Below are 19125 nucleotides of genomic sequence, written 5' to 3'. Positions count from 1 at the left end.
TTTGCCGGCGAGCCTGCGGCGATACAAATGGGTATCCTGTGGGCCCTGAACGCGGATGGTTTTTCATGCTGGTGATTTCCAACAACGTGCATCTGCCGGATGCCGAGATCGAGTTGACGGCGATTCGTGCCCAGGGCGCGGGTGGGCAGAACGTCAACAAGGTCTCCAGTGCCGTGCACCTGCGCTTTGATATTCCGGCCTCGTCCCTGCCGCCGTTCTACAAGGAGCGGCTGCTGGCGCTGCGTGACAGTCGCATCACCAGTGACGGTGTGATCGTGATCAAGGCCCAGCAGTACCGAACCCAGGAGCAGAACCGCGCCGATGCCCTGGAGCGCTTGACCGAGTTGATCCTCAGCGCGACCAAGGTGGAAAAGAAGCGCCGCCCGACCAAGCCGACCCTGGGCTCGAAAAAGCGCCGCCTGGAATCCAAGTCCAAGCGCGGCGACATCAAGGCCGGCCGCGGCCGGGTGGACTTCTAGCGGCCCGCGCGTTCCTGGCGGTACTTCGGCGCCTGACGGTACAGATAGACGCTGAGGATCAGGCCGCTGCAGGCAGCAATGGCGGCGAACAGAAAGATCGAGGCAAAACCGAAACCGGCGGCAATCGCCCCGGCCAGCGGCCCGGTGATGCCCAGGGACAGGTCGATGAACAGCGAGTAGGCACCCACCGCCGCCCCGCGACTGGAGGCCGGCACCAGGTTGACCGCCTCGACCCCCAGCGCCGGGAATACCAGAGAGAAGCCAAAACCGCTCAGCGCCGCTCCGGCCAGGGCCCAGTGGGCATCCGGTGCCAGCCACAGCAGCAAGAGCCCCAGGGTTTCCACCGACAGGCAGGCAATCGCCACCCTAAAGCCCCCCAGGCGGTTGATCAGGTTGCCGAACAACAGGCGCGCACCGATAAAGCTGGCGCCGAACAGGCTCAGGCACAGCACCGCGTTCGACCAGTGCTGAGTGGCGTAGTAAAGGGTGATAAAGGTGGCGATGGTGCCAAAGCCGATCGAGCCCAGGGCCAGGCCGCACCCGTGGGGCAATACCCGGCCCAGCACATGCATGAACGGCAGGCGTTCGCCGACCACGATCGGCGCCGCGACTTTCGGCCAGGCCAGGGCCAGGCCGAGCAGGGCCAGGAGAATGATGCTGACCCCCATGCTCCACAAGCCCAGCTGACCCACCAGAAACACGCCGAACGGTGCACCGATAGCCAGGGCGCCATAGCTGGCAATGCCGTTCCAGGAAATGACCTTGGCCGTGTTCTGCGCGCCGACCCGACCGATGCCCCAGCCAATGGCGCCGGAACCCACCAGGCTCTCCGCGCTGCCCAGCACCAGACGGCCCACCAGCAGGCAGGCCAGGCTCAGGCCCGGCAGTGTGTGCAGCCAGGCCGAAAGCAGCATGAACACGCCGCTCAGGCCACAGCCGGCCAGGCCGACCATCACTGCGCGTTTGCTGCCGAGGTTGTCGATCATGCGTCCGGCATAGGGCCGGCTGAGGAGGGTGGCCAGGTATTGCACGCTGATCACCAGCCCGGCGATCACGGCGCCAAAGCCCAGGTCGCTGTGCACGTAACCGGGCAAGACGGCCAGGGGGATGCCGATGTTGAGGTAACCGATAAAGGTGAAAAGGACGATGGAAACGACTTGCAGCGTGACCGCCATGGGTCGCTGGGTATCTGGCATGGGTAAAGGTCCACTGGCACGGCAGGATAGATAGGCTGCTTATGATACCGATGCTTGCAGGGATGCAGGGGGAGAAATCGACGTGGCGTCGCGATGTTTCTATGGCAGGGGCGGTATCAACGTGTTGCCGGGGCCAGCAATTGAGTGGTCACCAGGGCCGCGAGGGCGTTTTCCTGGGTGCCGAAGCGCGCCAACAGGGCGGCCTGTTTTTCCGGGGAGAGGCGGTTCCAGACATCGATCATCTTCTCGGTGGTGCCGAGCAGCACGCTGGCCTGGGTGTCGCTGAAGGAGTCGGTCATGGTTCGGGGCTCGCGGGGCGGGGGATTCAGGCTGTGTGGAAAGCGCATCAGTTTGCGCTTTCCACACGGTCTGGGCAGTGCTCTTTAGTCTTTGCTGTCGGCCTTACGGCTTTCGGCTTCTTTCACTTCAGGTTTTTGCGCACTGGCTTGTTGCGGGGTTGTCTGCTCAGTTTCGTGCAGGCTTGGGAAGGGGAGATTAGGAATCTCATGCATGTTCGTTGCTCCTCGCAAGGTCTGTTTTTTAAATCGCTGGGTAGATCCGCGCTTTTAAAAAGCTTGGGCAGGATACAGCAGTGCAAATGACAAAAAGATGTTTATTGCGCCTATGGAGATGAAAGGGATTTCATCAAGGCTCGATTCCGGCTTGGGGCGGGAGCTGTCGGTGGCCTTTGGGAAAGGTCATTCCGCCAGCACCTGCCGGTTCGGGGCAGGCACTGGAGGGTGACGAGGATCAGGCCTTGCAGACCTTGGCGATGGCGTCGGCCAGCAGGTCGAGACGGGTGGCATCGATGCCAGCGACGTTGGCCCGGCCGGAGCTGACCATGTACACGCTGTGGTGGTCGCGCAGTTCCTTGACCTGGGCTGGCGACAGCCCGGTGTAGGAAAACATCCCGCGCTGCACGCCGATATGAGCAAAGCGCTCGGCCAACCCGTGGGGTTGCAGGGCTTCTACCAGTCCGGCACGCAACTGGGCGATGCGTTGGCGCATGGCTTCCACTTCGTCGGCCCACAGGCTTTTCAGCTCGGGGTCGCCGAGGATGGTCGCCACCACCGCCGCGCCGTGATCCGGTGGGGTGGACCACAGGTTGCGCGCGATATTGGCCAGCTGGCTGCGAATGTCCGTGAGTTTTTCCGCATTCTTGGCACAGACGATCAGCGCGCCGGTGCGGTCGGAGTACAGGCCGAAGTTCTTTGAGCAGGAACTGGTAATCAGCAGTTCCGGCAGCTCGGAGGCCATCAGCCGTACAGCCCAGGCATCCTGTTCCAGGCCGTCGCCAAAACCCTGGTAGGCGAAGTCGATCAGGGGTAGCAGCTCGCGAGCGCGTACCACTTCCAGCACCCGGCGCCAGTCGTCATGGGAAAGGTCGAAGCCGGTCGGGTTGTGGCAGCAGGCATGCAGCAGTACCACGTCGCCCTTGGGAGCCTGCTTCAGGGTGGCGAGCATCGCCTCCACGTCCAGGCGGTTGTCGCTGCCGACATAGGGGTAATGACTGACCTTGAGTCCGGCGGTGGCGTAGATGGTTTCGTGGATCGGCCAGGTCGGGTTGCTCAGCCAGATGCCGCGGCCGGGCAGGCATTGGGCGATAAAATCGGCCGACAGCCGCAGGGCACCCGTGCCGCCCGGGGTCTGGGTAACACCCGCGCGTTGCTCGGCGATCAGCTTGGAATCGGCACCCAGCACCAGTTCATTGACCAGCTTGCCGAAGGCCGCGTTGCCGTGGCCGCCGATGTAGGTCTTGGTGGTCTGGCGCTCGACCAGGCGCTGCTCGGCCAGTTTTACCGACTGCGGGATCGGCGTCAGGCCCTGGGAGTCCTTGTAGACCCCCACGCCGAGGTCGAACTTGCGCGGGTTGCTGTCCGAGGCGTAGGCCTCCATCAGGCCGAGAATCGGGTCGCCGGGTACGCGGCCGATGGCGTCGAAGTGCATTACTTGCGTCCTTCTGCGGTCTGGGCCACTTCGTCGGTGCGTGCGGCCATGATGAAGTCGTTGCGGTGCAGGCCCTTAATGGAATGGCTCCACCAGGTCACGGTGACTTTGCCCCACTCGGTGAGCAGGCCTGGGTGGTGACCTTCGGCTTCGGAAATTTCACCCATGGCATTAGTGAAAGCCAGGGCAAATTTGAAGTTTTTGAACAGGAAGACTTTTTCCAGCTGCATCACGCCGTCGCGTACTTCGATGTTCCAGTCGGGGATCTGCTTGATCAGTACCGGCAGTTCTTCGTCACTGACTTGGGGGGCATCGGCACGGCAGGCTTCGCAATGGGCTTGGTTCAGAGCGGTCATGGTGTGTTCCTGAAATCGATTCTTGTTGGAAATTACTATCTTTCGCGGCACGTCGCGAGTGTGATCTGCTCAGGCCGCCTTGGGCTTGGGCGTGAACTTGGGTGGATGCAGGCCCAACTGCATGCCCTGGTGGACCATGGCCATGATGTCTTCATGGGCCAGGTCGAACAGGCGCTCAAGGCTTGGCAGGACGAAATACAAGGGCTGCAGGATATCGATGCGATAAGGCGTGCGCATCGCTTCCAGGGGATTGAAGGCCTGGTGTTCGGGCTCGTTGGAGAGGCTGTAGACAGTTTCCTTGGGCGACGAAAGAATCCCGCCGCCATAGATGCGTTTGCCGTGGGGGGTGTCGACCAGGCCGAACTCGATGGTCATCCAGTACAGACGCGCCAGGTATACCCGTTCTTCCTTGGTCGCCTGCAGGCCGAGCTTGCCGTAGGTGTGGGTGAATTCGGCGAACCAGGGGTTGGTCAGCAAGGGGCAGTGGCCAAAGATCTCGTGGAAGATATCCGGCTCTTGCAGGTAGTCCAGTTCTTCGCGGGTGCGAATAAACGTGGCTACGGGAAACTGCTTGCTGGCGAGCAATTCAAAAAAGGTCTGGAAGGGGATCAGCGCCGGAACCCGGGCCACCTGCCAACCGGTGGTTTCACCGAGTACCTTGTTGATTTCGCCCAGCTGCGGGATGCGGTCGTGGGGCAGGCCGAGCTTTTCGATGCCGTCCAGGTATTCCTGGCACGCGCGACCTTCAAGCACTTTGAGTTGGCGAGTGATCAGGGTGTTCCACACCGCATGTTCTTCGGCCGGGTAGTCGATAAAACCGTGCGCGTCGGGCTCGCGGGCCACGTACTGCGTCTGCTTCATGCTGCTCTCCTGCAAGGGGCTGCGTTCTTGTTATGTATGACGCTAGAGATACTCCAAGGTGCCGGAGCATGCAGCAGGTCGCCGGCGCCTCGCAGGCGCTTTTTAATCAAGAATCGTAAAGTATTCGTTACGAATTGACCTATGTGGCGTAATCATGGCGTTTTCTTGAGTTGATAACGGCGATCGCTGTCACATAATCTTTACGTCTATTTGCGCCACGTCTGAAAAAGTCGGCGCTGCGGGCCGCTGGTTTTGGCGCTCATGCCTCTCTTTACCTGTTTCGGGTCTTTTATATGCGGATCAAAGTCCACTGCCAAAATCGCATCGGCATCCTGCGCGACATTCTCAACCTGCTGGTGGAGTACGGGATCAACGTGGCCCGGGGCGAGGTGGGCGGGGAGCACGGCAATGCGATCTACCTGCACTGCCCGAACCTGATCAATCTGCAGTTCCAGGCCTTGCGCCCCAAGTTCGAGTCCATTACCGGGGTGTTCGGGGTCAAGCGGGTGGGGCTGATGCCCAGCGAGCGCCGGCATATGGAGCTCAACGCCTTGCTTGGTGCCTTGGAGTTCCCGGTGCTGTCGATTGATATGGGCGGTTCGATCGTGGCCGCCAACCGCGCGGCGGCGCAGTTGCTCGGGGTGCGGGTGGACGAGGTGCCGGGGATCCCGCTGTCGCGGTACGCCGAGGATTTTGATTTGCCGGAGCTGGTACGGGCCAGCAAGTCGCGAATCAACGGCCTGCGGGTCAAGGTCAAGGGGGATGTGTTTCTGGCGGATATCGCGCCCCTGCAATCGGAGCATGACGACAGCGAGGCGCTGGCGGGCGCGGTCCTGACCCTGCACCGCGCGGACCGGGTCGGTGAGCGCATCTATAACGTGCGCAAGCAGGAGCTGCGAGGCTTTGACAGTATCTTCCAGAGCTCCAAGGTCATGGCGGCGGTGGTGCGCGAGGCGCGGCGCATGGCGCCGCTGGATGCGCCACTGTTGATCGAAGGCGAGACCGGCACCGGCAAGGAGTTGCTGGCCCGAGCCTGCCACCTGGCCAGCCCCCGTGGGCAGTCGCCGCTGATGGCGCTCAATTGCGCCGGGTTGCCGGAGTCGATGGCCGAGACCGAGCTGTTCGGTTACGGCCCGGGTGCGTTTGAGGGCGCGCGGGCTGAAGGCAAGCTCGGGCTGCTGGAACTGACCGCCGGTGGCACGCTGTTTCTGGATGGGGTCGGGGAGATGAGCCCGCGGCTGCAGGTCAAGCTGTTGCGCTTTTTGCAGGATGGCTGCTTCCGCCGAGTAGGCAGTGATGAGGAGGTGTACCTGGATGTGCGGGTGATCTGCGCGACCCAGGTCGATCTTTCGGAGCTCTGCGCGCGCGGCGAGTTTCGCCAGGACCTTTACCATCGGCTCAATGTGTTGTCCCTGCATATCCCTCCATTGCGCGAATGCCTCGACGGTCTGGCACCGCTGGTGGAGCACTTTCTTGACCAGGCCAGCCGGCAGATCGGCTGCCCGTTGCCGACCCTGGCCCCGCCCGCCATGGAGCGGCTCAGCCACTACCATTGGCCGGGCAATGTGCGGCAGTTGGAGAACGTGTTGTTCCAGGCGGTTTCGTTATGTGATGGGGCGTTGGTCAAGGCCGAGCATATTCGCTTGCCGGACTATGGCGTGCGTCAGCCGCTTGGCGATTTTTCCCTGGAGGGCAGCTTGGAGGATATCGTTGGGCGTTTTGAAAAGACGGTGCTTGAGCGCCTGTATGCCGAGCATCCGAGCAGCCGCCTGCTGGGCAAGCGCCTGGGGGTTTCCCACACCACCATCGCCAATAAATTGCGTGATCATCAGCTCGGCAAAACCCCTGTCGACCGGTAGCCGATGTGGATAGGTTTGGGACGAGTTCGGATGCTGGGCTCGGGCGGGTTCTGGAGTGATGCCTGGAGAGCTGCGGCGTTGCGCATGGCAGCGGCTACACGTGTAGCGGTGAGTGCCGTAATACCTCGGGTGCAACTGTGTATCCAGGCCGTTACTTGCCGTTAGCGGCATAAGACCGCCGTTTTTCCGTCTCTCGCCGCGCTCCGAATTTCCTCCCCGCCCCGCCAAAGCCTTGCTCCGCCTGGGGATTGATCGCTCTAAAAAAAGTTGGTGCGCTTATTGCTTAAGGCTCATCAGTACAGCGGTGGGCGGCAAACGTCCGGCAGACAGAGGAAAGACTGTGGACAAGTACCTTTACGTGGCAATGACCGGCGCCAGCCAGAATGCTCTGGCGCAAAAGGCTCATGCCAACAATCTGGCGAACATCTCCACCAACGGTTTTCAGCGCGACCTGGAGCAGGCGCGTTCGATGCCGGTGTTCGGTGACAGCTTTCCGGCGCGCGCCTTTGCCATGTCGGAACGTCCTGGCACCGACTTCACGCCTGGCTCCCTGGTGGAAACCGGTCGCGAGCTGGATGTGGCCGTCAGCGGCAAGGGTTGGATTGCCGTGCAGAACCCCGATGGGGGGGAAAGCTACGTGCGCACCGGCAGCCTGAATGTTGACGCCCTGGGTGTGTTGCGGGCGGGCAACGGCATGGCGGTGATGGGCAATGGCGGTCCGATCGCCGTGCCGCCCGAGCAGAAGATCGAAATCGGCCAGGACGGCACCATCAGCATCCGCGCCATGGGCGAAGGCCCGCGGGTGATGGCTGAAGTCGACCGCATCAAGCTGGTCAACCCGGATTTGAAAAGCATGACCAAGGGCCTCGACGGTTCTATCCAGACCAAGGACGGCCAGGCCGCACCGGCTGATGCCAATGTGCAGTTGGTGTCGGGTTTCCTGGAGTCGAGCAACGTCAATGCCGTTGAAGAAATGACCGCGGTCCTGGCTTTGTCCAAGCAGTTTGAATTGCACATCAAGATGATGAGCACCGCGAAAGAAGACGACCAGGCCATGGCTCGGGTCTTGCAGATCAGCTAATCACCAGTACGTAGCGCCGTAAAACAGGCGCACGAGGAGAATCGAATGCTTCCGGCTCTATGGGTTGCCAAAACCGGTCTGTCCGCCCAGGACACCAACCTGACCGTTATTTCCAACAACCTGGCGAACGTCTCGACCACGGGTTTCAAACGTGATCGCGCCGAGTTCCAGGACCTGCTGTATCAGATCAAGCGTCAGCCTGGTTCGCAGTCGACCCAGGACAGCGAGCTGCCATCGGGCCTGCAAGTCGGTACCGGTGTGCGCATCGTCGGCACCCAGAAGAACTTCACTGCCGGCAGCCTGCAGACCACCGAGCAGCCGCTCGACCTGGCGGTCAACGGTCGTGGTTTCTTCCAGATCCTGCAGCCGGACGGCACCACGTCCTACACCCGTGACGGTACCTTTCACCTGGACTCCAATGGCCAGATCGTCACCGCCAACGGCTTCACCCTGGAGCCTGCGGTTGTGGTTCCCAACGATGCCCAGACCTTCACCGTAGGCCAGGACGGCACGGTTTCCATCACTGTGGCCGGCAACCCGGCTTCGCAAGTGATCGGCAACCTGCAAACCGCCGACTTCATCAACCCGGCCGGTCTGCAAGCCGTGGGCAACAATCTGTTCCTGGAAACCGCCGCCAGCGGCGCGCCGCAGATCGGTACCCCGGGCCTCAACGGTTTCGGCACCACGCTGCAGAACACCCTGGAAACATCCAACGTCAGCACCGTTGAAGAGATGGTCAACATGATCACCACTCAACGTGCCTACGAGATGAACTCCAAGGTGATTTCCACCGCCGACCAGATGCTCTCGTTCGTAACGCAGAATCTGTAATCAAGTCTTCGAGGCGGCCTTGAACGGCGCGCCTGCAACACCGTGAGGTAGGGTCATGAATCGGTTTGTGTGTGTTCTAACGCTGAGTGGGATCACTGTGCTCGCGGGCTGTGTCAGCCCGCCGCCGAAACCCAATGACCCGTACTACGCGCCGGTGTTGCCGCGCACGCCGTTGCCTGCAGCTGCCAATAACGGCTCGATCTACCAGGCCGGCTTCGAGCAGAACCTTTATGGCGACCGCAAGGCGTTCCGGGTCGGTGACATCATCACCATCACCCTCAACGAGCGGACCCAGGCCAGCAAAGGGGCCAACTCGGCGCTGACCAAGACCAGCAACAACAGCATCGGCCTGAGTTCACTGTTCGGCGCCGTGCCCAATACCAACAACCCGCTGGGCGATGGCGACCTGACCTTGAATGCCGGATACAGCGGCAACCGTGCCACCAAGGGCGACAGCAAGGCCGCCCAGAGCAACAGCCTGACCGGTTCGATCACGGTCACCGTGGCCGACGTGCTGCCCAACGGCATCATCGCCGTGCGCGGTGAGAAGTGGATGACCCTCAATACCGGCGATGAGCTGGTACGGATTGCCGGGTTGGTGCGGGCCGACGATATCGCCACCGACAACACCGTGTCCTCGACCCGGGTCGCCGATGCGCGCATTACCTATTCGGGCACCGGTTCGTTTGCCGATGCGAACCAGCCGGGCTGGTTCGACCGTTTTTTCCTAAGCCCGCTGTTCCCTTTCTAGGTGATGAAAAATCAAATGCTGAATTTCAAGCACCTGATGGCGGCCGTGTTGTTGCTGTCCACATCCCTTGGCGTACAGGCCGAGCGGTTGAAGGACATCGCCAGTATTTCCGGCGTGCGTTCCAACCAATTGATCGGCTACGGCCTGGTGGTCGGGCTTAACGGTACGGGCGACCAGACCACCCAAACACCGTTCACCCTGCAGACCTTCAACAACATGCTGTCGCAGTTCGGCATCAAGGTGCCGGCCGGTTCCGGCAACGTGCAGTTGAAAAACGTCGCGGCGGTCTCGATCAGCGCTGACCTGCCGGCGTTCGCCAAGCCGGGGCAGGTGGTGGACATCACCGTGTCCTCCATCGGCAACTCCAAGAGCCTGCGCGGCGGCACCTTGCTGCTGACGCCGCTCAAGGGTATCGACGGCAACGTCTACGCCATCGCCCAGGGCAACCTGGTAGTGGGCGGTTTTGATGCCGAGGGGCGCGACGGTTCGAAGATCACCGTCAACGTTCCGTCGGCCGGTCGCATCCCCGGCGGGGCCTCGGTCGAGCGTGCGGTGCCGAGCGGTTTCAATCAGGGCAACAGCCTGACCTTGAACCTCAACCGCTCCGACTTCACCACCGCCAAGCGCATCGTCGACAAGATCAATGACATGCTCGGCCCTGGCGTGGCCCAGGCCATCGATGGCGGTTCGATCCGGGTGACCGCGCCGCTCGATCCAAGCCAGCGCGTGGACTACCTGTCGATTCTCGAGAACCTGGAAGTCGATCCGGGGCAGGCGGTGGCCAAGGTCATCATCAACTCCCGCACCGGCACCATCGTGATCGGCCAGAACGTCAAGGTTTCGCCGGCCGCCGTGACCCACGGCAGCCTCACCGTGACCATCACCGAAGACCCGATCGTCAGCCAGCCGGGCCCGCTGTCCAATGGGCAGACGGCCGTCGTGCCGCGCTCGCGGGTCAACGCCCAGCAAGAAGCCAAGCCGATGTTCAAATTCGGCCCGGGCACCACCCTGGACGAGATCGTGCGGGCGGTGAATCAGGTCGGCGCAGCGCCGGGTGACTTGATGGCGATCCTTGAAGCGTTGAAACAGGCTGGCGCGTTGCAAGCCGACCTGATTGTGATTTGAGGTAGGCGAGCATGGATATTCGCAAGAGCGGCCTGGTGGGCAGCGGTGATTCGGGGTCGTACTCGGACCTCAACCGGCTTAACCAATTCAAGGTCGGCGACAAGAACAGTGACGCCAACATGCGCAAGGTGGCGCAGGAGTTCGAGTCGTTGTTCCTCGGGGAGATGCTCAAGTCCATGCGCTCGGCCACCGAAGCCCTGGGCAAGGACAACCCGCTCAATACGCCAGCGGCCAAGCAGTATCAGGAAATGTACGACCAGCAGTTGGCGGTTTCCCTGTCGCGCAATGGCGGCGGTATCGGCCTGGCCGATGTGCTGATGCGCCAGATGTCGAAGAATAAACCGGTGGTTCCGGGCACAGCGGCTGCCGTGCCGGGGGCCACTGCCGACGCCAAGGCGACGCCCACCGCCATTGCCGCGGGCACCACCGCCATCGGCGGGCCGCTGACCCGGGTCAACGGCCAGCGTCCGCTGTGGGCCTCGCGCGCCGTCGATCCGCACACCTCGGGGACCGTGCACAACGATATGGCCTTGCTCAATCAGCGGCGGATCTCGCTGCCGAGCAAGCTGACCGATCGCTTGTTGGCGGGCATCGTGCCTTCTGCTACCGGCACCGATGCCTCCGGCAAAAACGCCGCGCCAGGGCGCACTACAGCCGCCACTGACGCTGTGATCAAGGGTGACTGGCAAAGTGCGCAGACCTTCGCCGCGCCCCGTGGACGGATGCAGATCTACGGTCGCGCCGTGGCCCAGCCGCCCTTGGCGCCGGCCAAGAGCGCCTTCAGTTCATCCGATGATTTCGTCGCCACCATGCTGCCAATGGCAGAGCAGGCGGCCAAGCGCATTGGTGTCGATCCGCGCTACCTGGTGGCCCAGGCCGCGCTGGAAACTGGCTGGGGCAAGTCGGTCATGCGCCAGCAGGATGGCTCCAGCAGCCACAACCTGTTCGGCATCAAGGCCGGCAGCAGTTGGAAGGGTGATCAGGCACGAGCGATCACCAGCGAATTCAGAAATGGCGAGATGGTCAAGGAGACGGCAGCGTTCCGTTCCTACGATTCCTATCAGGACAGTTTCCATGACCTGGTGACCTTGTTGCAGAGCAACAATCGCTATCAAGAAGTGCTGAAGTCGGCCGATAAGCCTGAACAGTTTGTACGCGAGTTGCAAAAAGCCGGGTATGCAACCGACCCGGATTACGCAAGCAAGATTTCGCAGATTGCCAAGCAGATGAAGAGCTACGAGAACTACGCTGCGGCGGGCGCTTCCACGAATTTATAAGGTCTGAACCATGAGTTTGCTCAATATCGGGATGTCGGGGCTGTCAGCCAGCCAATCGTCGTTGATGACTACGGGTAACAACATCGCCAACGCCGATACCGCCGGCTATTCGCGCCAGCAAACCGTGCAGGGCACCAAGGCCTCGCAGCAGTTCGGCAACGTGTTTATCGGCACCGGCACGACGCTGGCCGATGTGCGTCGGGTATATAACAGTTACCTTGATGCGCAGCTGCAGACCTCCACCTCGTTGAACAGCGATTCGGCCGCCTACTTGAATCAGGTCACGCCGCTGGACAAGTTGCTCTCCGATACCGGCACCGGCCTGAATGGCGCACTAACCAAATTTTTCGCCTCGGTGCAGAACGTCAATGCCAAGCCAGGTGACGACGCCTCCCGCCAATTGCTGCTCAGCGATACCCAGGCCTTGAGTAATCGTTTCAACTCGATTTCCACGCAACTGACGCAACAGAATGCCAACATCAACGGCAATCTGACGAACATGGCGGATCAGGTGAACAAACTGGCCGCTACCGTGGCGCAGTTGAACAAGAAAATTACCGAGATTTCCAGCGCTGGCGGCATGCCGAACGAGCTGCTCGACGCTCGCAATGAAACCGTGCGCCAACTCTCGACCTTCACCAGTGCGCAAGTGGTGGAGCGTGAAGGCAACCTTGATATTTACCTGGGCAGCGGCCAACCGCTGGTCATGGGTAGCACCACCAGCAAAATCGAAGTGGTCCCGGGCAAAGACGATCCGGGGCGCTTGTCGCTGCAACTCGATCGCGGTGCGAGCACCATCGATATCACATCGCTCATGACCGGTGGCGAGATTGGCGGTCTGCTGCGTTATCGCAGCACCGTGCTGGATCCGGCCATGAACGAACTGGGTCGTGTCGCGCTGGTTGTCGCTGATCAGATGAACAGCCTTCAGGCCCAGGGTATCGACAAGAACGGTGCCTTCGGTTCCAACCTGTTCAACAGCATCAACTCGGCGACTCAAATTTCTCAGCGCAGCGTCGCCAGCACCAGTAACGTGGGTAACGGCAACTTTGATGTGAGCATCAAGGACACCGGCAAGCTGACCATCAACGATTACAAGGTCACGTTCACCAGCGCTACCGATTACATCGTTCAGCGTCTGCCGGACAACACGTCCATGGGCTCCTTCAGCACTGCACCACCGGCAACGCCAGCGGTCATCGAAGGCGTCGAGATGAAGTTCACTGCAGCTTCAGCCTCCCCTGGCGATAGCTTCAGGATCACTCCGACTCGCAACGCGGCAGCGAATATCAAAACCGAGATGACCGACTCCAAGCGTCTGGCTATCGCGGCGCCGTTGGGTGCCGCTATCGCATCGGGTTCCAGCGGCACTCTGACAATTCCGGCCAGCGGTCAACCGACTCTGACTACCAAGTTCGATATCTACGACACGGCCACCAGCACCGCGATGCAGACCGGGCTGAAAAACTCCACGCCGGCCAAGGTTGTATTTGGAGCGGTGTCCGCCGACGGCACCAGCCAGACCTATCAGTTCCTCGATGCCAAGGGTGGACTGATCAGCAGCGGAACGATCAAGCCGGGTGAGAGCAACACGCTCAACCTGAGCATTCCGCTCAAGGACGCCACGGGTGCGCCAATGCCGCCCGCCCCAGCGACTCAATACACCGCTGACTTCAGCATGACCATCGCCGGCGCCCCAAGCGACGGCGCCGGGATCAACGTCTCGCTCAGTCAGCCGGGCACCCTGGATAACCGCAATGGCACCGCACTGGCCGGTTTGCAGACTGCGCAGACCGTGGACACGGGTTCGGCCAGCAAGGGTATTTCTCTGAACGACGCTTACGGCAAACTGGTCGAGGGCGTAGGTTCCAAGGCCGCACAGGGTAAGCTCGACAGTGCCGCGACCGATGCCATCCTGGCGAACGCCAAGGGCGCGCGCGACTCGCTTTCCGGGGTCGACCTCGATGAGGAAACCGGCAACCTGGTCAAGTATCAGCAGTACTACACCGCGTCTTCGCAGATCATCAAAGCTGCGCAGGAAATCTTCAGCACACTGATCAACAGTCTTTAAGGAGTCGTAGCCCATGCGCATTTCTACCGCCCAGTTTTACGAGTCCTCGGCTGCAAACTATCAGAAGAATTTCTCGAACGTGGTCAAGAGCAGCGAAGAGGCGAGCAGCCTGGTTCGCGTCAATACCGCCGCCGATGATCCTGTCGGGGCTTCGCGCCTGCTGCAATTGGGTCAGCAGGCTTCGATGCTCGATCAATATAAGACCAACACCAGCACCATCAAGGCGACACTGGCCCAGACCGAGTCAGTGATGACCAGCATCAGCAACGTGCTGCAACGTGCAAAAGAGCTGGCCATCGGCGCCAATAACGCCGGTTATACCGACGCCGACCGTCAGTCCAATGCCTCGGAGCTGGGACAGATCGAAGAGCAGCTGTTGAGCCTGATGAACAGCCAGGATGAAAATGGCAAATACATTTTTTCCGGCTCCAAGGGCGATACCGTTCCGTTCACCCGCAACTCCGATGGTACTTACAGCTATAACGGCGACCAGGTGACGTTGAACCTGCCCGTTGGCGACAGCATGTCGATGGCCACCAACAGCACTGGCTGGGAGGTGTTCCAGCAAGCGATCAACACCAGTCGCACTCAGGTCACCGGCTCAATGAATGACGGTCTTGTGACGTTGTCCGATGGGCACGTGAACTCGAATGTGACCTATAACGACAAGTTCCGCGCCGGCGAGCCGTACGTGGTGGATTTTGTCAGCGGCACCCAGTTGCGGATCACTGACCGATTCGGTACCGACCGGACCAATGAAGCCACTCAGGGCGGCGTCATCACCTCTGACAAGAATCAGAACGTCAACTTTCGTGGTGTCGATCTGACCTTGAACTTCAACGACCCCAACGCGGCGCTGACCGGTCGTACGTTCTCCCTGGCAGCCAAGCCGGATACATTCAACGTTTCTCGTGGCCCAGGCAATCCGAGCGTGGTACAGGCGACCAGTACCAAGATTACAAATCCAAGTGCTTACCATGCCAGCTTTCCAAATGGTTCTGCGGTGCTGAAATTCACCAGCGACACCGCGTTTGATTTGTACGCTGCGCCGATCACCTCCGACAGCAAGCCGGTCTCCAGCGGCACGATGGTGGGCAATACTGCGACCGCGTCTGGTGTGGAATTCACGCTGAACAATACGGCGGCTGACCCTTTGGCTGCCGGCGACCAGTTCAATGTGGCGGTCAATACCCACGAGACCCAGAACATTCTGGACACCGTGAGCCAGCTGAAAACAGCGCTGAACACACCGACTAACGGTGATGTTGTCGCCATCCAGAAGCAACAGGCGGCGATGACGTCAGGCATGGGCAACCTCGCCAGCGGCCTCGATCAATTGTCTTCCGGTGTCAGTTCGGTCGGCGGCCGTGGTTCGGCGTTGAATACCCAGAGCGATACCAACGAGGCGTTGGTGCTGGCGAACGCTCAGACGCAATCGGGCATCCGTGACTCGGACCCTGCCGAAGTCATGACGCGGTTAACCTTGCAGCAAACCATGTTGCAAGCCTCTCAGTTGGCGTTCAGCAAAATCGCGCAGTTGGGTCTTTTCAATAAGGTCTGATTTAGCCAAGAGATCGCGGCTGTGCGCGCGATCTCTATCCTTTCCCTTTTGTGGTTCAGGACGTTCTGCTCTCACATGAGTCGACGCCAACCGGTCGAGAGTTACGCGTGTGAAACCTACCCCTCTTGTCAGCATTGCCATCCCTGCCTTTAATCCTGAGTTCTTTCAATCAACGCTACTCAGTGCGATTGCGCAGGATTATGCGAATCTGGAGATCGTCATTTGCGATGACAGCCTGGGAGATGAGATCAGCGCGATTGTCGATGAGGTGCAACGGCAATCTCCGATAGCCTTGCGCTACGTGCGAAACAGTAGAAATCTGGGCTTTGCTCGTAACTTGCAGGCTTGCCTTGAGCATTCTCGAGGAGTGTTCATCAAGTTCCTGTGTGATGACGACACCTTGTTTTCGACCTGTATCACCGAGCAGGCCGGGGTGCTCTCCACCTGTGAGCGCGTCAGTATCGTGATCAACCAGAGGTTGTTGTTCGATGCCGGCGACAACCTGCTTCCTTCCAGGCCCATAAACTGTGTGATGTCCCCAGGCACTGCCGTGCTTAATGGCGGTGACGTGTTGGAGCTCATGGAGGGCTCGGCGGTCAATATGCTTGGCGGCATCAGCCATGCCTTGTTTCGCAGGGAGCAGGTCGAGGCATGTCTGGCCACGCTGGTGCAGGAGGGGCAGGGGTTTGTCGCACGTCTGGACTCGGCGCTTTATATCTGTCTGATGCGGCGTGGATTCCTGGCCTGCCTCAGCAATGTGCTGAGCCTGGAACGCATCCATCCCGGACGTCTCAGTTACCGTGCGGCCATGACGTTGGCGTTCAAAAACGAGACCCAATGGCTCCTCCAGATGCTGGCTGCGAGAGTGGGAGAGCCAGCGCCGGCCAAGGGTTGGGTGCGTTACTTGCCATTGGATGGCTATCGAGATGGTGAAGATAAGGTCTGGGACGAGTTTGAAATGGGCCGCCTGTTCACTGCCCAGACGGCCGACTACCTGCAACAGGTGGGCACCAACAGCCTGAGCTTCGCCGAGCTGTACGATGAATGGTTGACTTGCCGATCGTTGTCCGCCGGACAGTTGCGCGTGTTGCCAAAACGTATTGGGCAATGGCCGAGCCAGCCCCGAATCGCCCCTGTGATCCTGGCTTCTGAGGGCGATGAACTGGCCTTGCGCACGACCTTGGAAAGCCTGGCTGCACAATCCTATGCCGCCACTCAGGTCTGGTTGCTGGCACCCGTTGATTTTCACGTGCCACCGGTAGCAGGTGTGCAGGTGCAGCACATTACGCTGCGGGGCAATGGTTTTGGGCAGCTCAATCAACGCTTGGCGGATGAGCTGGGTATTGACTGGATTTTCCTGCTGAAAGCAGGTGATCGACTGCATCCTGCTGCGTTGGTCATCATGGCTGAGCGGATGGCGTTGCTGCCCAATCGCCTATGCCTTTATACCGATGAAGGTGGGCTCGACAACCTTGAAGCGAGCGCGCCGGTGTTCAAGCCGGATTTCAACTTCGATCTGATGCGCAGCTTTCCGTATGTGGGACGCTTGTTGGCATTCCAGTGCGTTGCATTGCGTGACCTGGGCGGTTTTACCGAAGAGTTTGAGGTGCTGGCGCCTCATGATTTGCTGTGGCGCATGGTGGAAGCCAAGGGCCCGCATGTGGTGGAGCACATCGCCGAGGTGCTGGTCCAGTGCCTTTCCGGGTATGGCGTATTCCTGAACGATCCGATCGGGCATCAACAGTCATCTAGAGTGGTTGCCGCCCATTTGCAGCGTTTGGGGGTGGACGCACAGGTACAGAGCACTGAAGGCGCGTTGATCTCTCATGTGCACTACCGGCATGACGCGACGCCTCTGGTGTCGATTTTGATGTGTGCAGGCAGTGATTTGCAGTCATTGGTACGTTGCGTCGAGTCAATCGTCGAGCACACGGCCTACGAAAACTATGAAGTACTCGTGATCACGGCAGGGGACGAGTCACCTGCCGTCCAGTCTTGGCTGATGGCGATGAGGCAGTTGGGCGACAGTCGATTGCGCATTGTTTCGGTTGACGCGCAGGGCACGGCGCAGCGGCTGAATGAAGTCGGTCTACACGCTCACGGCGATTATTTGTTGTTGCTCGACGCCCGGTGTGTTGTTTTCGAAAAGCACTGGTTGAGCGAACTGGTCAGTCAGGGCCAGCGTTCAGAGGTAGGCGTAGTCGGGCCGATGATATGCAAAGAAGACGGCAAGATTCACAGCGCTGGTTTGGTCCTTGGTTTGCGTGGCCCGGCTGGCACGCCTTATCTGGATAACCCGCTCGACACAACTGGCTATATGAACCGCATGCAGTTGGTACAGAACTGGAGTGCCGTCAGTCTCGAATGCTTGTTGGTTCGCCGGGATATCTTCGTTGCGGTTAATGGGTTGGATGCAGCGCATCTGGATGCGGGCCTATTTGACGCTGATTTATGCCTGCGGGTGGCTGAGCAGGGCTACCTGGTGGTATGGACGCCTTTTTCGAGGGTTGTCCGTATGGCGACGGCCGCAGATCTTGCCCCTGCGAACCACATCCTTGCTCATGATAAAGACCGCTTCTATCAACGATGGCTGCCCAAGGTGGCTCAGGATCCTGCCTACAACCGCAACTTCAGTCTCAAACTGAGTGGCTTTGGTTTTGAGTCAGGCAAGCGTGGTGGTTGGGACCCTTTCATCAGTCGTACGCTGCCTAGCGTTCTAGGGTTGCCTATCAACGTCGGTGCTGTGGGGCACTACCGTGTCACTCAACCCTTCAATGAGTTGGAACGCGCTGGCTGGATTCAGGGGCGGATCACTTACGGGGTGCCGGATACGATCGAGCTGCAGCGCCTGCAGCCGGATACAGTGATTTTTCAGTGTCGTTATAGCGCCGATTCGGTCCCCGAATTCCAAGGCGTCAAGCGTTTCTCCAATGCGCGTCGAATCTATGAGCTGGATGATTACATCATCGAGGTTCCTGAAAAGAACGCCCACGCGCGAAACATGCCGACCAATATGCGCGAACGGGTCAGCCAGGGCATCGCCCTGTGCGACCGGGTAGTGGTATCCACCGAGCCTTTGGCCGACGCCCTATCCAGCATGCACTCGGATATTCGTGTAGTCCCCAACATGTTGGCGGCGTCTTTGTGGGCTGGGTTGCAGGGGCAGCGTCAAACCTCTGCACGACCACGGGTTGGTTGGGCGGGGGGCACCAGTCACCGCGGAGACCTCGAATTGATACTTGATGTGGTCAAGACGCTGGCTGATGAAGTGGACTGGGTGTTCTTTGGCATGTGCCCGGAGTTGCTCAGGCCTTATGTCAAAGAGTTTCATCCGTCGGTTCCTTTGCAGATGTATCCGCGAAAACTGGCCAGTCTTAATCTTGACCTTGCGCTGGCGCCGCTGGAGATCAATCTGTTCAATGATTGCAAGAGCAATCTGCGTTTGCTCGAGTATGGCGCGTGCGGCTTCCCGGTGATCTGCACGGATACGAAAGCGTATCGCGGTTATCTGCCTTGCACGCGAGTGAGCGATAACTCGACTCGCGAGTGGCTGGACGCGATACGGATGCACCTTGCCGACCCGGGCGCCAGTTATCGCCAGGGCGATGCGTTGCGCGAAGTCGTGCTTAGCGACTATGTGCTGACCGAGAACAATCTGCAGCTCTGGGCCAATGCCTGGTTAGCTGATTGAAGTCCTTGTGCTGATGCAGGGCAAAGAACAACGTGAGTA

At 60.1% G+C, this 19125-nt stretch carries 16 protein-coding genes; 10 read left to right on the top strand and 6 right to left on the bottom strand.

Annotated features, from left to right (window positions below; all coding sequences use genetic code 11):
- Positions 1-65 precede the first annotated feature (65 nt).
- A complete protein-coding gene (gene arfB, locus AC19YX_RS08800; RefSeq protein ID WP_078470962.1) occupies positions 66-479 on the top strand; it encodes an alternative ribosome rescue aminoacyl-tRNA hydrolase ArfB in 414 nt (137 codons plus the stop codon).
- Here arfB and AC19YX_RS08795 read toward each other — a convergent pair.
- The 6 genes from AC19YX_RS08795 to phhA all read right to left on the bottom strand — a co-directional run bounded on the left by AC19YX_RS08795 (position 476) and on the right by phhA (position 4839).
- Positions 476-1675, bottom strand: a complete 1200-nt coding sequence (locus AC19YX_RS08795) for an MFS transporter (RefSeq protein ID WP_078470963.1) — start codon at positions 1673-1675, stop codon at positions 476-478. The two genes, arfB and AC19YX_RS08795, sit on opposite strands and share 4 nt — an antisense overlap.
- Before the next feature lie 116 nt (positions 1676-1791).
- Complete coding sequence (locus AC19YX_RS08790) at positions 1792-2022, bottom strand: hypothetical protein (protein ID WP_500606067.1); 231 nt, start codon at positions 2020-2022, stop codon at positions 1792-1794.
- Positions 2023-2058: 36 nt separating this feature from the next.
- Positions 2059-2187: a hypothetical protein gene (locus AC19YX_RS08785; protein WP_020299321.1), complete on the bottom strand. Its 129-nt coding sequence runs from the start codon at positions 2185-2187 to the stop codon at positions 2059-2061.
- Between the two features lie 238 nt (positions 2188-2425).
- Positions 2426-3622 carry an amino acid aminotransferase gene (locus AC19YX_RS08780; RefSeq protein WP_201130005.1) on the bottom strand — a complete coding sequence of 399 codons (1197 nt, stop codon included), beginning with the start codon at positions 3620-3622 and terminating at the stop codon, positions 2426-2428.
- Entirely contained in the window at positions 3622-3978 is a 357-nt protein-coding gene (locus AC19YX_RS08775; RefSeq protein WP_078470965.1) for a 4a-hydroxytetrahydrobiopterin dehydratase, read from the bottom strand. Before AC19YX_RS08775 ends, AC19YX_RS08780 begins: the two co-directional genes overlap by 1 nt.
- 69 nt (positions 3979-4047) lie before the next feature.
- Positions 4048-4839: a phenylalanine 4-monooxygenase gene (gene phhA, locus AC19YX_RS08770; RefSeq protein ID WP_078470966.1), complete on the bottom strand. Its 792-nt coding sequence runs from the start codon at positions 4837-4839 to the stop codon at positions 4048-4050.
- Positions 4840-5132: 293 nt separating this feature from the next.
- Here phhA and AC19YX_RS08765 point away from each other — a divergent pair, with 293 nt between their 5' ends.
- From AC19YX_RS08765 to AC19YX_RS08725, 9 genes are all read left to right on the top strand, one after another.
- Positions 5133-6698, top strand: a complete 1566-nt coding sequence (locus AC19YX_RS08765; RefSeq protein ID WP_078470967.1) for a sigma-54-dependent transcriptional regulator — start codon at positions 5133-5135, stop codon at positions 6696-6698.
- A 340-nt stretch (positions 6699-7038) separates the two neighbouring features.
- The gene (locus AC19YX_RS08760) at positions 7039-7779 is read left to right on the top strand and encodes a flagellar basal body rod protein FlgF (RefSeq protein WP_020299316.1); all 741 of its coding nucleotides are present in this window, start codon (positions 7039-7041) and stop codon (positions 7777-7779) included.
- A gap of 45 nt (positions 7780-7824) precedes the next feature.
- Entirely contained in the window at positions 7825-8610 is a 786-nt protein-coding gene (gene flgG, locus AC19YX_RS08755) for a flagellar basal-body rod protein FlgG (protein ID WP_020299315.1), read from the top strand.
- A gap of 55 nt (positions 8611-8665) precedes the next feature.
- Positions 8666-9361, top strand: coding sequence for a flagellar basal body L-ring protein FlgH (gene flgH, locus AC19YX_RS08750; protein WP_078470969.1), 696 nt, complete (start codon positions 8666-8668; stop codon positions 9359-9361).
- Between the two features lie 15 nt (positions 9362-9376).
- Complete coding sequence (locus tag AC19YX_RS08745) at positions 9377-10486, top strand: flagellar basal body P-ring protein FlgI (RefSeq protein ID WP_020299313.1); 1110 nt, start codon at positions 9377-9379, stop codon at positions 10484-10486.
- An 11-nt stretch (positions 10487-10497) separates the two neighbouring features.
- The gene (gene flgJ, locus AC19YX_RS08740; RefSeq protein ID WP_078470971.1) at positions 10498-11763 is read left to right on the top strand and encodes a flagellar assembly peptidoglycan hydrolase FlgJ; all 1266 of its coding nucleotides are present in this window, start codon (positions 10498-10500) and stop codon (positions 11761-11763) included.
- Between the two features lie 10 nt (positions 11764-11773).
- On the top strand, positions 11774-13834 hold the full coding sequence (gene flgK, locus AC19YX_RS08735; protein ID WP_500606066.1) for a flagellar hook-associated protein FlgK: 2061 nt from the start codon (positions 11774-11776) through the stop codon (positions 13832-13834).
- 13 nt (positions 13835-13847) lie between these two features.
- Positions 13848-15395 (top strand): flagellar hook-associated protein 3, encoded by a 1548-nt coding sequence (locus tag AC19YX_RS08730; RefSeq protein WP_500606065.1) that lies wholly within the window; start codon positions 13848-13850, stop codon positions 15393-15395.
- Between the two features lie 109 nt (positions 15396-15504).
- Positions 15505-19086, top strand: coding sequence for a glycosyltransferase (locus tag AC19YX_RS08725; protein WP_500606064.1), 3582 nt, complete (start codon positions 15505-15507; stop codon positions 19084-19086).
- The last annotated feature ends 39 nt before the right edge of the window (positions 19087-19125 follow it).

The organism is Pseudomonas sp. MF09150 (assembly GCF_059862355.1).
This window is presented reverse-complemented; position numbering and strand designations above follow the sequence as displayed.

Excerpts from the sequence above, each read along its gene's own strand:
- AC19YX_RS08730 (WP_500606065.1), top strand. The coding sequence starts at position 13,848 with ATGCGCATTTCTACCGCCCAGTTTTACGAGTCCTCGGCTGCAAACTAT.
- AC19YX_RS08785 (WP_020299321.1), bottom strand. The coding sequence starts at position 2,187 with ATGCATGAGATTCCTAATCTCCCCTTCCCAAGCCTGCACGAAACTGAG.
- arfB (WP_078470962.1), top strand. The coding sequence starts at position 66 with ATGCTGGTGATTTCCAACAACGTGCATCTGCCGGATGCCGAGATCGAG.
- flgH (WP_078470969.1), top strand. The coding sequence starts at position 8,666 with ATGAATCGGTTTGTGTGTGTTCTAACGCTGAGTGGGATCACTGTGCTC.
- AC19YX_RS08795 (WP_078470963.1), bottom strand. The coding sequence starts at position 1,675 with ATGCCAGATACCCAGCGACCCATGGCGGTCACGCTGCAAGTCGTTTCC.
- AC19YX_RS08780 (WP_201130005.1), bottom strand. The coding sequence starts at position 3,622 with ATGCACTTCGACGCCATCGGCCGCGTACCCGGCGACCCGATTCTCGGC.
- flgJ (WP_078470971.1), top strand. The coding sequence starts at position 10,498 with ATGGATATTCGCAAGAGCGGCCTGGTGGGCAGCGGTGATTCGGGGTCG.
- AC19YX_RS08765 (WP_078470967.1), top strand. The coding sequence starts at position 5,133 with ATGCGGATCAAAGTCCACTGCCAAAATCGCATCGGCATCCTGCGCGAC.
- AC19YX_RS08775 (WP_078470965.1), bottom strand. The coding sequence starts at position 3,978 with ATGACCGCTCTGAACCAAGCCCATTGCGAAGCCTGCCGTGCCGATGCC.
- phhA (WP_078470966.1), bottom strand. The coding sequence starts at position 4,839 with ATGAAGCAGACGCAGTACGTGGCCCGCGAGCCCGACGCGCACGGTTTT.
- flgG (WP_020299315.1), top strand. The coding sequence starts at position 7,825 with ATGCTTCCGGCTCTATGGGTTGCCAAAACCGGTCTGTCCGCCCAGGAC.
- AC19YX_RS08745 (WP_020299313.1), top strand. The coding sequence starts at position 9,377 with ATGCTGAATTTCAAGCACCTGATGGCGGCCGTGTTGTTGCTGTCCACA.
- flgK (WP_500606066.1), top strand. The coding sequence starts at position 11,774 with ATGAGTTTGCTCAATATCGGGATGTCGGGGCTGTCAGCCAGCCAATCG.
- AC19YX_RS08790 (WP_500606067.1), bottom strand. The coding sequence starts at position 2,022 with ATGCGCTTTCCACACAGCCTGAATCCCCCGCCCCGCGAGCCCCGAACC.